The 16,679-nt window shown below is 41.9% G+C and carries 7 protein-coding genes; 2 read left to right on the top strand and 5 right to left on the bottom strand.

Going from position 1 to position 16,679, the window contains the following annotated elements; translation table 11 throughout:
- Nucleotides 1-1,897: CHASE2 domain-containing protein (locus tag IQ260_RS13600; RefSeq protein ID WP_193993652.1), on the top strand; the 1,897-nt coding region annotated here is incomplete at its 5' end.
- Between the two features lie 61 nt (nt 1,898-1,958).
- On the top strand, nt 1,959-2,804 hold the full coding sequence (locus tag IQ260_RS13595) for a DUF928 domain-containing protein (protein WP_193993651.1): 846 nt from the start codon (nt 1,959-1,961) through the stop codon (nt 2,802-2,804).
- Between the two features lie 71 nt (nt 2,805-2,875).
- On the opposite strand, the gene IQ260_RS13590 is transcribed toward IQ260_RS13595, so the two are convergent.
- The 5 genes from IQ260_RS13590 to IQ260_RS13570 all read right to left on the bottom strand — a co-directional run bounded on the left by IQ260_RS13590 (nt 2,876) and on the right by IQ260_RS13570 (nt 16,478).
- A complete protein-coding gene (locus IQ260_RS13590; RefSeq protein WP_193993650.1) occupies nt 2,876-5,713 on the bottom strand; it encodes a CHAT domain-containing protein in 2,838 nt (945 codons plus the stop codon).
- Nucleotides 5,668-7,656, bottom strand: a complete 1,989-nt coding sequence (locus IQ260_RS13585) for a ShlB/FhaC/HecB family hemolysin secretion/activation protein (RefSeq protein WP_228016025.1) — start codon at nt 7,654-7,656, stop codon at nt 5,668-5,670. Before IQ260_RS13585 ends, IQ260_RS13590 begins: the two co-directional genes overlap by 46 nt.
- Before the next feature lie 161 nt (nt 7,657-7,817).
- Entirely contained in the window at nt 7,818-11,942 is a 4,125-nt protein-coding gene (locus tag IQ260_RS13580; protein ID WP_193993648.1) for a two-partner secretion domain-containing protein, read from the bottom strand.
- 216 nt (nt 11,943-12,158) lie between these two features.
- Nucleotides 12,159-14,255: a PKD domain-containing protein gene (locus IQ260_RS13575; protein ID WP_193993647.1), complete on the bottom strand. Its 2,097-nt coding sequence runs from the start codon at nt 14,253-14,255 to the stop codon at nt 12,159-12,161.
- A 156-nt stretch (nt 14,256-14,411) separates the two neighbouring features.
- Nucleotides 14,412-16,478 carry a PKD domain-containing protein gene (locus IQ260_RS13570; protein WP_193993646.1) on the bottom strand — a complete coding sequence of 689 codons (2,067 nt, stop codon included), beginning with the start codon at nt 16,476-16,478 and terminating at the stop codon, nt 14,412-14,414.
- Nucleotides 16,479-16,679 lie beyond the last annotated feature (201 nt).

Genomic DNA, 16,679 nt, shown 5'->3' with positions numbered 1-16,679 from the left:
TGGCGTTGGTATAAGTTTGCCAGAATTCAAAGAGCTTGATTTACATGTAGCCCATCGAACACAAAAACGTGTTCTTGTGATTTTAGGTAATAGTCAAAATATTGACACTCAGGCAGATGGGCATCAGCTCAAGCAAATGAAAGGGTTTGAGGTCAAAGTTCTAGATCAGCCTAAAGCAAAGAATATCATTAATTTCCTAAGGGATGAGAAAGGTTGGGATATATTTGTCTTCTCTGGTCACAGTAGAGCTGAAGGAGACCTTGGAAGAATTTTCATTAATAAAGAAGAAAGTATAACTGTTGATGAGTTTAAGCATTCTCTTCGAAGAGCAGCATATCATGGCTTAAAAATAGCTATTTTTAACTCTTGTGAAAGCCTGGGCTTGGGGCGACAGCTAGCCAGTATGGAAATCCCAGTCGTTGTTTCCATGCAGGAATCTATCCATGACCTCATTGCTCAGGCTTTCTTAAGGGAATTCTTGGAGCACTATTCTCAGAATATTTCTTTGTATACTGCATTTCGAAGAGCCAAAGATAGTCTTGAACAGTTTAACGATTGGCCCGGTGCAACCTGGTTGCCAGTGATATATCAAAATCTTGCAGAAGTCCCACCCACTTGGGATTCTTTATCCAGAAACCCTAAACAATATAACCAGATTTCAAAAAAAACATATAATTGGAGAAATGCCACAGTATTTTCAACTCTTCCTAAGGCAGTACAATTTTCAACTCTCCTAACAGTGAGTTCTTTGGTAATGTTACTGACATTTCTTGTCAGAGCAACAGGTGTTTTTCAACAATGGGAGCTTACAGTTTACGATCAGATGATGCAGCTAAGGCCTCCAGAAGATATTGACAATCGTTTGCTAATTGTAGAAATTACGGATGAAGATCTTGCAAAAGGTCATACTTCTCCCCTAAAAGATAAAACTGTCCTTGATCTCTTACAGACGCTTAATTCGTATAGTCCACGAGTAATTGGCTTAGATATTTATAGAGATGTCCCTCAGGGGAGCAATGAAGATTATAATAACTTATTATTTTATTTAAAAGACGCCAATAATAAAACAGTCAGTGGATGTCAATTCAACAAGCCGGGGGCTCATGGTGGTAAAATCCCTGAAATTATTCCCACTGAATTATTTGGGTTTACCAATTTGCCCTATGATGGGTATTCAGATGAGAAAGTTCGCCGCCATCTACTGTTTACTGATGCCGGTAAAGGGGAATATTCTTGCAATACTCCTGAATCACTCAGTTTTCAATTAATCCATCGCTACCTAGTAGAAGAGAATATTTCATTAGAGACAGAAAACCTTAATAACGAGAAGATTATTAAGTTTGGGAATAGCCCCCTTCAGCCTCTACCTTTACAGCCCCAAGCAGGTGGTTATCAGAGAAGAGAGTATCTGGGATATCAATTAATGCTCAACTATAGGGGCGATAGTAATGCATTCCCAAAGGTAAGCTTAAGCCAGGCATTGCAAGAAATTGATCCGAGTTTAGTATTTGATAAAGTTGTATTAGTTGGATATACAGCCTCAGTGATTGATGATGCTCACAACACTCCGTACGGAAAAATGGCAGGCGTTACAATTCATGCCCAGATGGTTAGCCAAGTCCTAAGTAATGTACTAGATGGAAGAGTTTTAATTCAACCGCTGTCTCAAAAAGTTGAGTTTTTTTGGATCTGGATCTGGGCACTGATGGGTACTGTAACAACTTTCTTCAAAAGGCAATGGCTTAGAAGGCTAACTCTAGTAAGTGTCTCAAGTATACTTTGCATTACTTGTTATACGGCCTTAGTCTATGGTTTCTGGCTGCCTATTATCCCGGCACTAATTTGCTTGATAGTATCGTTCTCAACCTATATGACATTAAAGGCATACTTGGACTGATATCGTTGTAGTTGCTAAAATAGGAGTACTAAACAATTTGAGGACTTGATCATTAGAACTTATGTTTACGCACATTAAACAACAAACTCCTCTCATTGCTTTTGGTTTGGGAGTATCTTTGAGCATTGCTGATGTCGATCAAAGCTTAGCAGCTAAATCCGGAGATATTTTTCAATTTAATAGTTTAAATCTTTCAGAAGTAAGTGATAGTATTGGCCCTATTCAAACCTGGCAAGCGTCATCCTTTATCCTACCCAGTCGGGGAACACCTGATCCAGCTACAACCAGAGGTGGTGGCCATCGTGACGGCTGCGGCAATTGGGATATCCCCTTAATTACTCTAGTGCCTTCTGAAACAGATCCTTTCGAAAGTGGCATTGAAGGTACAAATATTAAAGTACAAAGTGATATAGCTTTAACAACAGAAGCTTATCCTGTGTTCTGGTTTTATGTGCCTGAATTGCCAGAAGACATAACATATATAGATTTTGAAATACAGGATCAGGATCAAACAGAGATGGGTAGCTATAAGCACCGGATACCGATTGAACCTAATAGTACGCCAGGAGTTGTAGGTTTCCGTCTGCCGACAAATGCACCTGCTCTAGTGCCGGATACCCCCTACATTTGGATTGTTTCTATTACGTGCGATCCAAACAATCCTACCCTATTTGCTGAAGCTTGGATTGAGCATACGGATGTAAACCTTAATATTAATGAGCTTTCCCAGACAGAGCGTTTGAGAATTTACGGTGAGAATGGATTCTTACATGAGTACATATCTAATTTGGCATGGCTGGAGGTTAATAGTCCTAGCCAAAACAATAGTGAATGGGCTGATTTCTTACAAGAAATCAATCTAGAAGAAATCTCTGATGCACCCATTATTCAACTTCCAGAAGACTAGGATATAGTTTCTAGTCAGAAGCTGAAGAAATTTACTAGCCGCAAATCTTTGTTAGTTGACCCATTCAGAGTTTAAAACTCTATCACCTTTTGCCAATTACCTACAATCATATAGGGAGCCCAAAAACGAGAATCTCTATAGCGTCTGTAATTTTCATAGCCTTCCTCTCCTCCTCTCAGGAAGCTTATTTGGGCTTGCTGGAGCGCTTCTGCTATACCGGAAGATTTTCCTATATTCTCGTAGAAAAGTTTCATAAAAACTGCTGTTGCTATATCGTCAACAGACCATAATGTGCCAACACTACTACGAACGCCTGATTGAATAGTCACACCAGATAATCCTAAGATAGCTCGCTTATCACCTGTTGCTGTTTGGCAAGCACTTAACACCAATAACTGAACTACATTTTGTGGATTAGACTGAAATAAGTCATCTAGCTCAGAGAGGAAAATTTTTTGTCCTGGTGCAGGTATTATGAACGTATCTTCTGGGTCGGAGCTAAACTTACCATGAGTTGCAAGGTGAATGATATCGTAGTTGGATGCTGCTGCTGCATCAAACAGCGAGTCTCTGTTTAACGATTGACTTGTAATTTCTAAATAATCTACGTTATCTGATCCTTGCAAAACATTTTTGATTATACCTAGTTCGGCGTCTACTCCTCCTAAGGCATTAAAACCAGAAAACCCGGTATCTTGAGATTGGCCAGTCACCAAAGCTTTCAACTGAGATTTTTGGTTTAGAACTGGTAGCTCTAAACCTACAGACAGTGAAACTGCATATTTCTCTATTAGGTAGCTTTCACTGTCTATATCGTAGAGAGTAGACATTGGTATGTCCCGGAAGGGGCCATCTAACACAAAAATCAGCGTTTTAGTTTTGCCAGGATCCCAAGCATTGTTTTTTTCTGCATCCCGAATCAACCATGCATATAATTTGTTCGACAGTTTATGTAGCCGCTTAAGTGATGGCCGCCTTTTCACAAGCAATTGGCGCAATTCTCCTACAGTATTCTCTACCTCATTTTTGTTTACGTCCTCATGGGAGTAAAGGGCAATTGAGTGAGGTGTTTTAACAATTACATCTAGGCGGTTTTCTAGAAGAATAGGATATATTACAGCTGATGAGTTATCTGCCTCAACCAATTGATCGAGGGGAATACGCTCGTTACTTTGCCAATTACATTGCAAAAAGTTTTCTAATTCTGCCAATTGCAAGTTATCAATCAGGCGTCGAGCTTTTTCTAAGTCCTGATATTTGCCTGGCTGTAAAAGTAAATTTACACCACCTCGATACAAAGGCTCTATATTGTCTCTAAAAGAGAATTGTACATCTGAGTTAACCACTAGCAGATTAGAGCGGACAGATTCTAATGTCTCTATAGCGTTTGAATAATAATCGATAGCTACCTTACTATTATTTTGAGCTTCTTCTAAACGTCCTAATTGCCACTGCCATTGATAGGCAATATCTGGATTTTCATCTGGTTGAGCTAAAACTAACGCTGTCTGAGTTAGTTCCTTAGATTTTTGAATGAGTGAATTATAAGAGAGCGTCAGATTACAAGTTTGTTCTTCTTCTCGTGAACCACAATACTCATATAAGCCAGCTAAGTTCCCAAGCGCATAGGATTGTGCAAGATTATCTTCATAACTTAAGTTTTGAGCATCGTCAAAAGCCTTCTCCAAAGTTGCCTCAATAACTTTCCAGGATGGTAAGTCATGGTTAGCAGAGTCTTTGCTTTCTAGTTCTTTAAGATATGCCAAGCTCTTGGCTAAATTAATACTTGCATAGATAGTTGTCCGGTTAGATGGAAGTCTTTCTATCTCAATAGTTTTAAGACTTTTCTCCCACAAGTTTATTGCATCGAATGTATTACCCTGCTCAATGTAAAACCTCAAAAGATTGAGTTTAATCTGAAGCTTGAGTATTGAGGAGGGTAGGGTTAAATTTTGGGAGGTGGTTTCAATGACGCCTATAGCGTTTTGATACTCTCTAGTAGCAGCAGCATAACAGGATAAATCGTCTATATCACCGCAGTTATCAGAAGCTGAAAAACCCTCAGATTTTACATACCCCCAAGGTACATAGTCATATACTGGTGAAGCTTGACGATCACGTTCTAAATTTCCCTTGGCTCTCAATGTATTTGCCAAACTTAACCGAATATTGGCTTCAGCTTGTAAAGAATAAGTGATATCGCCTGCCTTTAAATTGTCTAGGGCACTGCTTAAGACATCGTAAGAAGCGTCTAATTCTCCAACAGCACGAAGAATATCTCCAAGAGTATGGAGTCCAATGGCTGAAACAGGAGAAGGCTCATTTCTAAGTGCAGCAATTATTTGACTTCGCGGCTTTTCTCTAGCTAAATATTCACATTTTAAGCCATTAATATCGAGAACAGCCTCACCAAAAACCTCACATGCTCTCAGATTCAGCCCCAAGTCACGTAAAGCTCGAGTTTGATAAACTTGGCTCCGTATTACCCCACTTTGATCTTGTAATTCATTAAAAATCTTACGTGACTCTTCCCAGGTTACCAAGGCCATTTCTGGTTGTCCAAGGGCAAGTTGCACATTCCCTAAGTTAGTTAAGGTAATTGCTAAGGATTGATGAGATGTTTCCCCCCCCATCCTAAATACTTCAATTGCCCCATTCAAAGACTGGATAGCATCATTGTACTGACCAACCTCATAGGCTTCTTGAGCTACGTTTACTAATTGTTCTGCATTTACTACCGATTGGGTAATTTGAGTAGTTACTGACACCTGCGAGAATACAGGCGTAACCCCTACTGCTAAAAATAGTCCTAGTAAAAATACAACCAAGCTATGGCGAATTAAATGTAGACCAGTCGTTCTTTTCAAGGAGTGTACTGAACGGAGAAAAGAAAACCATTTTCTTGCCATGTTCGGTTCCTCGAATCAATAGACACTAACGGAATGCCATAATCTAGGCGAGCAGAGAAATTATCACTATGCCGCCATTGCAACCCTAAACCAACAGATGCCAGTGTATCAGGGGATGGACCACTACCATCTATATTCCAGGCAGTACCGTAGTCTATAAATGGAGCTACCTGCAATAACCCATTGACTTCAGGAATCCGCATTACAGGTACCTGAACTTCTGCAGATGCAAAAACCCCATTATCACGCTGGCGTGCCCCTTGACGATAGCCCCGGACACTGCCAAGTCCACCAATGGAAAACTGTTCAGCTGGTAAAAGCGTCTGATCCGCTAATTGGATATTACCTCGTAGTAGCAACAAGGTATCCTCCGCTAGCACTCTTATCCACTGGGCTTGCCCCTGCCATGAAAAAAAGCGACTGTCTGGAATGTTCTCTACCCCAAAAATTTGATTGTTGACGGTGGAACCTAGGGTATCTAATCCAAGATTAAACTGCGATCGCAACGCTATTACCTCCTTTGCATTCTGGGAGGACCATTCTTGAAAAAATCTTAGGGCCGCAATGCGGTTTCTGCCATTACTATCAGCCCCTGGTGAAGGAAACGGTAAATCGAGAAGTGTGATCTTACTATCACGCCAGGAGGCCGTTAATCCCAAAGCTAGTTCCTGAAAAGTGCCATTACGGACCCTCCGAAGAAGCGGTTGGCGGTAAGTTAACTCCACAGAGCGCGCATCTGACTCAATATCCGGGCTATCACCATCACTATCAATATCGTCAAAAGGAGGCTCAATGACACCACTATCTGTTAGTTCGAATGCTGCCTGAATAGTTCCATTTTGAGAATTGAGCGGTGCCCTATAGCTAGCTTCAAAACTAGTACTTCCATCCGTATTAGCTAGGGCGAGATTCAAATTATGGCCTAACCCTAAAACGTTTCGTTCATTGAATGAAACCTGCCGTTCAAATGTGCCAACACTAGGTGAACGACCATTATTAAGGCTAAAGCGAAGCTCGGTAGAGTCAGCTTCTTTGAACTGTACCCTGAGACGGCTATCTCCAGGCGATACCCCATCGGACAACTCAGCTGAGATGCCCTCAATTAAAGGATCTAACTGCAGAAGCTGTAAATTTTCTCGAAGACGCGCTACATTGAGCGGTTTTGATTCGGCAACACCTAAACGCGATCGCACGTAGTCTAAATTCAAGCGATTATCAATACCGCTTGGTTGAGAAGGCACAGCGTCATCATCATTTCCTATGTCTTCAGGCATATAGTCGACCTGAAAATCCTCTAATGTACCTTCTATGACCCTAATGTTAATAGGACCATTACCATCACGCGTCTCTTGTGGAATTTCGATAACCGCTCCAGAAGTGCTATATCCACGGCACGCATATTCTTGAGCCACTGCGAAGGAAACTTGAAGTAACTGCTCAAGAGAAAGTTCTTGGCCTTCAAGTGAGGCAATGCTTCGAATTCCTTCACATGACTTTTCATCAAAAGCTTGTGCATTATCCGCTTCATCAAAAGGTTGGATGTCATCTTCAAGAAAGTTTTGTGGAAATGGAAGCTCGATCTCCCTTAAATCATCAGTACTGATGATCGTAAGCTCATCTTGTTCACTATAACTTTCGATATAAAACTCAGTTATCGTAAATATGTCAGGAAGCCCGGATGGCGTTTCTATCTCCGTAGAGGGTGTGAGAGGTGACTCCTCCAAATTAGGCTCCTCAATCTCTGCAGGAATCTCAGTTTCTGGAAGAGGCTGAGTGTTTTCTAAGTCCTGTTGCGTAGGCAATTGGGCAAGATTACGAGGAGTGTTTCTGGATTGACCAATGTTAGAAGAGATTGTCAGTGATGTTTCTAACACGTTGGCGTGGACTGCATGAGCGGTCAGACTGTTGCTTAGGACGGCTAAACCTAACTGTAACCAGATCATAGACCGTGGGCACAAGCTCATTGATTTACTACTTAATAGGGCTCTTATATTACTTATTAGGGATAGCAAGATGGATTTATGCACCGTGTTCTTAACGTACTACTTATCAATTTATGTAAAAATTATACGAAAGTAAGTAAAAGGTTGCGGAGTAGAAAAAGTCACCTATCAAACATTCGTCTTTGGCAAGAGATGAGTAAAGATGTTTCAGAAGATATCGTGTTTGTTCTAGAGAGACTCAAATTATAAGTATCAATAGAATTTCTCGATATTACTGCTTGATCATCATCATCATCATCATCATCATCATCATCATCATCATCATGTTGTTTGTCTCCTATCTCTACCCAATCTCCTAATAACCAACCACTTTCTAGATGATCGTCTGGACTAGTTGATGTGCCACCTCGTCCCAAATCTAAAAACACGATTTTATCTGGGTCACTTTGAGCCTGGCAGGCACTCGTAACTTCTGGGTCAACAGGCTCATCTGGCAGTGCAGACAGAGACTGTGCTGGATCAATACCAAGGGTATCAATAGTGACGGTTCCATCAACGCCTATTCTAGAGCTGGCAGTGATATCGCTTAAGGGAGTGAGTTCTGGGCGAAACTGTAATCCGAAGATGGCCTCGGCAGTAATATCAATGTTGCCACCATTGCCATCAAAGGCATTAGCAAAAATGTCACTATTTTCAATGGGAATACCGAAAATAAACTCGGCATCAATGTCAATATTCCCGCCGTTACCGCCGCCGCCCATTTGCTCCAATCCTGCTTCAGTGGAAATAGCACTTCCTCTCCGTAACAGTAGGAATTGTAGACCCTGAAAATCAATATTTCCCCCATTAAGTGCTTGGGTACGAGCCAAAATAGAGCTTTGATTATCCAGTGATACGGAACGAGCCTCTACAAAAATATTGCCAGCATCCCCCTGACCTAAATTAGTGGTATTGATAGTAGCGGTATTATTTAAAGAGAGGTCATCTGTGAAGATTTCAATTTTGTTGCCGCCAACGTCAAGGCCAGGGGCAATAGCACTGGTGATGCTACTAGGAATACCATTACGGCCAATGCCACTTAAGCTAACGCTTCCACGAGTATCGATCAGGATATCACCTGGTGAGCCCTGACCACCAGTTGTTGTACTAACTGCAGCGCCATTACTAAGCGATAAGGAATCAGCGAAAATATTAACACTGCCACCATCACCCTCCGCATTAGGTCCAACAGCACTGAGAATCGCACTAGCACCATTTGCACCTATACCATCTAATGAAATCGTATCACGAACATTGATAACAACATTACCTGCATCTCCCTGTCCATCCGTAGAGGCATTTAACTGAGCTCCATTGGTAACAGAGATTGTTCCGGACCGGATATCAAGTGTGCCACCATCACCTTCTGCTCCTGCAAAGACATTGCTCAAAACACCACTGGGTAATTCATCGGTACTCAGCCCATCAAAACGAGCTAGCTCATCTACTCTGATACGGATATCTCCAGACTCTCCCTCACTAAATGTACTAGAGACTAAAATAGCTCCTTCAGTGACAGCAAGAGAACCTGCGCTTAGCGCAATATCCCCTCCTGCTCCAATTGCTCCAGTCCCTACACTACTGAGTACAGTGCTCTCACCACTAAAAGAAGCTGTATCACGAGCCGTAATCGCGATTTTACCAGCATTGCCTTGAGCAAGTGTACTAGTATCCAATAACGTTCCGTTTCTGACTGTCAAAGAATCTGTAACAATCTCAATCCCGCCACTATTCCCAACCGCTCCTGTTTCTACTGAACTAACAACACCAACTCTATCCAAGAAAACTGTATCATCAGCATTGATTCTTATTCCTCCGTTGCTACCCTGTCCAAAACTCCTAGCATCCAATAACGCATTATCAGTCATCACTAGTGAATCAGCAAATATTTCTATTCCTCCAGTATTACCGTTTGCAGGTAATAACACAGCATTACTGATAATACTCCGTGAAAGCAAGACAGCTTCTTGAACGTCAATTCGAACACGCCCTACACTCCCTGTACCTGATGTACGAGAAATTATAGAGGCATCATTACTCAGTTCCAGTGTTTTAGCGGTGCTGTCACCGTTCCTACTGTTACCTTGTGCTCCAGCAGACACCTCGCTGATGATACTACTTGGAAACTGAAAAGGAGTATTAATACCATCAAAACGGACTTTCCCAGTAGAGTTTATCTTTATGTCGCCTGAATCACCCTGCCCAGAAACTCGAGAAATAATTTGTGCCCCATTGGTAACTGTGAGTGTTCCTGTAGAGATATTTACATCTCCGCTATTTCCTTGCCCTCCAGGAGATACTTCATTGCCTATAGCACTTGGAGCTCCTGATACATTAGGATTAACACCATCAAGACGGATATCTTCAGAAGCGTTTATTGTTATATCACTTGTATTTCCCTGCCCAAAGACTCGGGAAATAATTTGTGCCCCATTGGTAGCTGTGAGTGTGTCTGTCGCAATATCAATGCCACCCGTATTACCAATTGCATTAGAAGCGATAACATTTTGAACACGAGTATCATTCAGAGCAATATCTTCGGCACTAAGCTGTATACGACCTGCATTTCCTTGATTGAAAACGACTGAGCTTAGTAAACTCTCATCAGCGCTCAATCTTTCTTGCGCCAGAACACTAATATTGCCACTATTACCAATATCTAAAGCGTTACTAACAATGAAACTATTGTCTAATATGACTGAAGCACCAGAAATAAGAGTAATATCACCAGAATCTCCAGCGCTAGAGGACGTAGCTACTCTGCCGTTAAGAATGCCGATGTTGTCGCGAGAATCGATGATTACATCCCCACCAACGGTGTTATTTGCAACAATGTCTTGTACTTGAATATCTCCGTTTTGTCCTATGCTCGGCTGGTATTGATTAGTGAGTAAAACTATACCAGCAGGAGCGGCAACAAATACATTACCCAATTCAATATCTGCCCTTTGCGCATTATCAGAATTGTTGATATCAACAGGCGGTATAAAGAACCCAAAGGGGGCAAAATTATCGATAGGTGCTGGAGCTGGTCCACCGACAGCCGTTGTACCGGCTCGAATATCGAGGGTAGGGGTCGTTGAACCGTTAATCGTTATTTGTTCTCCATTGGAAAGCGTAACAACATCACCATTGATGGCATCGGCAGCTGCTTCTACTCCAGTTATGACAACGTTATTTGGAATAACAACACTACCCCCTGCTAAGATGTGTAATGAGGGGCCAAAATACCCACCTAAGCTGACATTGCCCGCTGCCCGAATGACTGGATCGTAGGGACTCACTAATTTTCCTAAGCTTTGATCTATCTGTTCAATGCGAAAATTACCCCGACTCCAGTAATGGGCGTCGCCGCTGACTGGGGTGTGCGATCGCAACACCATATCCCCACCCGAGAACAATCCACTCTCTGGATGATTTAAGGCAAACACATCGACGGCTTCATTGCCTTGGACCAATAACTCACCACCTGCTGCCGCAATAAAGGGTGTCGCTGCATGATCCCGAATTTGAACCGTATCCAGTGCCTGCAGAGTAAGATTGCCACCTGCTAGTAGCCGTCCTTGCAACGCTAAGTTGTTAGCCGAAAGAATAAAGTCTTGATCAACCGATAGATTACCTTCGTTAACAATCTGTCCCGTTTCTGACTCTTGAAATATCAGACCAACAGGAACGGTTACATCCACATCTAGCAGTGGGGGAGCTTCTGGCTGCAAGGTGCTGAAAATGCTACCATCTGACAATTCTGCTCCACTGGCTGTGCTGACTGTGAAGGAACCTTGAATGTCTAGTTGAGCATCTGGACCAAATAGCACACCGTTCGGATTCAGGAAAATCAGATCGGCACTACCTAAGACACCTAAGGTTCCAAATAGTTGAGAGGGATCATCGCCAGTAACTCTGCTGAGAATAGTTTGGATTGAATCGGGATTAGCAAAGTAAGCTGCGCGAGTATCTGGAATGCTAAAGTCTTGAAAACTATGGAATAGAAGTGCTCCGCGTTGTGCTCCCCCATCGATACGCTCAGTTTGGGCAGTCATAGGGATCACAATAGAGCTTTCATTTCCCAGGGTATCGTCTGGAACAATTTGAGCCACTAGTGTTTCTTGAGGATCAGATAGTTCTGATACGTTTCCCAAAGATTTGATCAATCCAGCACCTGTAGTAGCATGGACTCTACCGCTAAAAGTACTAGTTAAGATGATAAAGTTTAGCGCTGTCAAAAGTGTCTGTCGAAGATGAACCATAGGGCATTTCTTCGTGATTGAGAACACGAATTAGATGATGGTTGGAACTAGGCTGTATTACTACAGTCTGAATCACAACTCAAAATCAGCTTTCGTGCAGGATTTTGATAAATCCGGACAAATTATTCTGTAGAAAATCTTAAGGAGATTGACAGAGCAAAGGAAGTAGAGATGGTTTGGCTCTTTAAAGAGGTTGAAAGATCTCAAGTTTTGTGACTAAAGCTCAGTTGAAGGTATTGCACAATCGCTATCAATTCTGCAAACTACAAACCTACGCTTTAGCCGAATACTTAGCCCAAGCATACTAAATGACAAAATCCCAAACATTGAGCCTGCCTCTGGAACAGTTTCTGGAAGAGTGGTAACTGCCTCTACAGAAAAGGATTGAAATGCCTCTCCACCATCGCCATCAGAGACACGTAATGCAATATCAAATAGACCTGGTTCTGAAAACAGCCACTGTCCTCTTTTGCCAGTAAAGTCATCGAATAGGCTATTGCCAGAGAGTTCCCAATCAAAAGTTAACTCATCCAATAAACCTGGATCAGAGGCATCTGCGAAGAAGTCAAAAAGCTCATTGGGCTTAACCACTAAATTCTCAGTTAATTGAGTGATTGTTGGAGCCACATTCAAAACGTTGATAGTCTGAACAGTTGTCTCACTTCTTTGGTCGCTAGCGTCTTTTACATAGGCGATGTTGTTAAACATGCCTTCATCTATAAATGGTCCCAGATTGGTTGATATTGAGCGTGTTCCCGATGTAGAGGGAACAGTTCCAATCAACTCATCATTGAGAAAGAAACTAAGGGGCTCTGGATCAGCATCCGTTGCAGAAATGGTGATATCAACATTCTGCCCTTCGTCAATGGTGATATTAGAACTAGAAAATACGGGTGGATCGGGTTGGGAGTTATTAGGCGTAACTGTAACGGAAAAGGACTGTTCTGTTACACCGCCATCGCCATCAGAAACCCGTAATGCAATCTTGATCTGTTCAGGTTCTTCGAACACCTTTTCAAATATGTCCTCAAGAATCACCTGTCCTTCACTACCTGTGAAATCATCAAACTCGCCATCACCATCCAGATCCCAGTCAAAGGTTAATGTGTCATTTACCCCTGGGTCAAATGCTTCTGCCAAGAAACTAAAGGTTTCGTTAGCTTTAACATTTAAATCACCTGTCAATTTTGTGATGTTGGGATCTACATTCTTTACTTCAATGTCTAGTGTTTCAGCAGCACTGCCACCATCTCCATCGGAAACGTTGAGGCCAAATCGATAGATACCTTCATCAGGATAGGAAAAATCTCCCTCACTCAGATTGTAATCACCGAACCCTCCATCTCCATCCAGATCCCAGCTGTAGGAAATAACATCATTAGTACCTGGATCGGTAACAGATGCAGAAAAACTGAATACACTTCCTTCATCTACAGTAGCAGGGACGGAGAGCTGTTTAATTTCAGGATTAGCATTTAGTACAGTTACCTTTTGAGTGACTGTGTTACTGATTTGACCAATACTATCCTGTGCATAAACCGTATTAGTAAACACTCCGTCATCTTGAAATGTATTTGTTCTTGAGACCGAGCGTATTCCCGATGTAGAAGAGTCAATCCCAAAAAGTTCGTTATTCAAGTAAAAACTGAGTGGTTCCGGATTAACGTCTGTCCCTGAGATGGTTATATTGACACTCTGTCCTTCATTAATTGTTACTGAGGTAGGTGAGATTGTTGGGGTATCAGGTGGAGAATTGACACTCACGCTGACATTATCAAGTAACATGCCAATTTGATCGGCACCAGAATGTTCAAATATAAGCCTAGCGTTGAACAATGATGGAACCTGGACAGTTCTAGTGAATGTCTGAAAAGGCGCTGAACTAGGTAGAGAAAAGGTTTCAGAAAAAAGGTTGCTGAGTGACACAGTTACGCTATCTTGAGGAGCAGGAAATCTTTGATTGCCAGCCAAATCGAAATTTAGTATCACTTTACCCGCTGGACCAAATGAGAGTATGCTTGATTCAATCCTACCGGCTCCAGCAGCAAAATTAGTTCCGTCTAGATCAATATACAGACCATTCCCAGGGAGAAAATCAAATCTTCCTCCGTTCCCTATAATGTCAATGGCTCCTTCGCTAACCCTCCAGTTTGTTAAGCTAGTATAGTTGGTAGCTTCAATACCGTTATTTTCAGCATCAAAATTATCACTAAAAATTAGAGTTGATGCTTGTGATGGCTTGCTTACTATAAGCGTAAAGTTACAAGCAAGAGCAGCAATAGCAATAGATATTTTGGCAAGCCTTTTCTCCATGATACTTTTGTCTCCTTCATAGAACAGATTTACAAAGGTCCTGATTCCATATAGCAGTTTCCACTCTAGTAAAGTACATCAAAAGCTTCTGCTGATATAGATTTAGGTTTCAGGCCGGACCTCACCGGATAGGAAAACACTGCATTAAATCTAATATTATTTGATTATATTCAATTCAGTGCTACCCCTTGTAGGAGAAAACTTCAACAATTTGAAGATTCCAAGTGTTACAACAGATAAGAGGCCGAGAACTGAGTTAGGTTCAGGTGTAGTTACTGGAGGCTCGTGAGTAGTTGTCACAGAAAACTTCCCAAATGCTTCTCCCCCGTCATTATCAGAGACTCGCAGTGCAACATCAAATAGACCTGGCTCTGGAAATAGCCACTGTCCCTCTTTTCCAGTAAAGTCGTCAAATAGACCATTACCAGTGAGATCCCAATCAAACGCCAACTCATCTAATTTGCCTGGATCAAAGGCATCAGCAAAAAAATCAAAGAGTTGATTCGGCTTTACTGACAAACCGTTGGTCAATTGAGTAATGGTTGGAGCAACATTTAAGACAGTGATAGTCTGAGTAGCTGTATTGCTTCTTTGATTGCTAGTGTCTTCCACATAGGCGACATTGGTAAACGCTCCTTCATCTACAAATGGCCCCAGATTGGTTGATATTGAGCGTGTGCCTGATGTAGAGGGATCAGTCCCAATCAACTGATCATTGAGAAAGAAACTAAGAGGCTCTGGATCAGCATCCGTTGCAGAAATGGTGATATCAACATTCTGCCCTTCGTCAATGGTGATATTAGAACTAGAAAATACGGGTGGATCGGGTTGGGAGTTATTAGGCGTAACTGTAACGGAAAAGGACTGTTCTGTTACACCGCCATCGCCATCAGAAACCCGTAATGCAATCTTGATCTGTTCAGGTTCTTCGAACACCTTTTCAAATATGTCCTCAAGAATCACCTGTCCTTCACTACCTGTGAAATCATCAAACTCGCCATCACCATCCAGATCCCAGTCAAAGGTTAATGTGTCATTTACCCCTGGGTCAAATGCTTCTGCCAAGAAACTAAATGTCTCGTTAGCTTTGACATTTAAATCACCTGTCAATTTTATGATGTTGGGTTCTACATTCTTAACCTCAATAGTTAGTGTCTCCTCGGTATCTCCACCTTCTCCATCGGAGACCTCGAGGCCAAATCGATAGCTACCTTCATCAGGATAGGAAAAATCTCCCGAGCTGAGAGTGTAATCACCAAAGTCGCCATCTCCATTGAGGTCCCAACTGTAGGAAATAACATCATTAATGCCTGGATCCATAGCAGATGCAGAAAAGCTAAATATACTGCCTTCATCCACAGTAGTCGGGACGGAGAATTGTGTGATTTGAGGGTCCGCATTTAGTACAGTTACCGTCTGAGTGACTGTGTTACTGATTTGACCAGCACCATCTTGCACATAAGCGATATTAGTAAAAACGCCTTCATCCCGTAAACGCTCATCATTAAGTGGACTCAGCTGGATTTGGGTAGAACGTATACCTGAGATACGATTGTCAATTCCAACTGATTGATTATTAAAGAAAAATTCAAGGGGTTCTGAATTGGTATCTGTTCCAAAAAGATCAATGTTAGCGCTTTGTCCCTCACTAATTGTAATGTCAGTAGGCGAGATACCCAAGAACGTAGGCTCATAGTCGATGTCAGCATTCCCAGAAATTGCTGCAACACGAAATCCTGAAACGACCCCAACATCTTGAACAATAAAGTCAAGAGTATTGATACCTGAAACAAATCCGTTACTGATAGAAAAAGGGGTTAATGTCTGAAATGCTCCAAAATCTCCTAGCCCTGATCCACCAGGAATATGATTGCCAGTAGAAATGCCATTGAGTAGGATGTCTACACCTATATTATCGGCGGCCCACAAACCAGTAATTGATGCTGATGGAGCAAATAAATCGTCTAGGTCAAAAGTAGTCCTGAAAGTTCGAGTTACATCTATCGGCGAACTATTCGATTTTTCCCAAATCCACTGCGACGAGCTGTCGTTTCCCAACCAAAAAGGATGTAATAAACCTACTACTTCTGGATTTGTTCCTGTCTCAAGAATAGTGTAGTGAATGTCTTTTGCATTAGCAGGCAAAAGTCCTCCTGAATTATTAGTTCCTGTGGGAAAAAGTCCAGTAATGGTTGCCGCAATGGCAATATCAGAGCCTTTCACAGTCAAGGCTATAGAAAAAACGATTATAGCAGGTGCCTTTCGGACACACTTCAGACACCTATCTATTGGTGTCTTCAAAAGACCCACTTGAAAAAAAATATTTTTCATATCTACTCTCTACAAGGAACTACAGTTGCTACAGGAACAGTTAACTAATGGAGCCTAGATGAGTAATTTCTCTAACAGGGAAGAGCCCCTTGC

The organism is Leptolyngbya cf. ectocarpi LEGE 11479 (assembly GCF_015207065.1).
In the GTDB taxonomy this organism is placed as follows: domain Bacteria; phylum Cyanobacteriota; class Cyanobacteriia; order Phormidesmidales; family Phormidesmidaceae; genus Leptothoe; species Leptothoe ectocarpi.
The sequence above is the reverse complement of the archived record's forward strand: the minus strand, read 5'-3'. Positions and strand labels throughout refer to the sequence as shown.

Excerpts from the sequence above, each read along its gene's own strand:
- IQ260_RS13595 (WP_193993651.1), top strand. The coding sequence starts at position 1,959 with ATGTTTACGCACATTAAACAACAAACTCCTCTCATTGCTTTTGGTTTG.
- IQ260_RS13590 (WP_193993650.1), bottom strand. The coding sequence starts at position 5,713 with ATGGCAAGAAAATGGTTTTCTTTTCTCCGTTCAGTACACTCCTTGAAA.
- IQ260_RS13585 (WP_228016025.1), bottom strand. The coding sequence starts at position 7,656 with ATGATCTGGTTACAGTTAGGTTTAGCCGTCCTAAGCAACAGTCTGACC.
- IQ260_RS13580 (WP_193993648.1), bottom strand. The coding sequence starts at position 11,942 with ATGGTTCATCTTCGACAGACACTTTTGACAGCGCTAAACTTTATCATC.
- IQ260_RS13575 (WP_193993647.1), bottom strand. The coding sequence starts at position 14,255 with ATGGAGAAAAGGCTTGCCAAAATATCTATTGCTATTGCTGCTCTTGCT.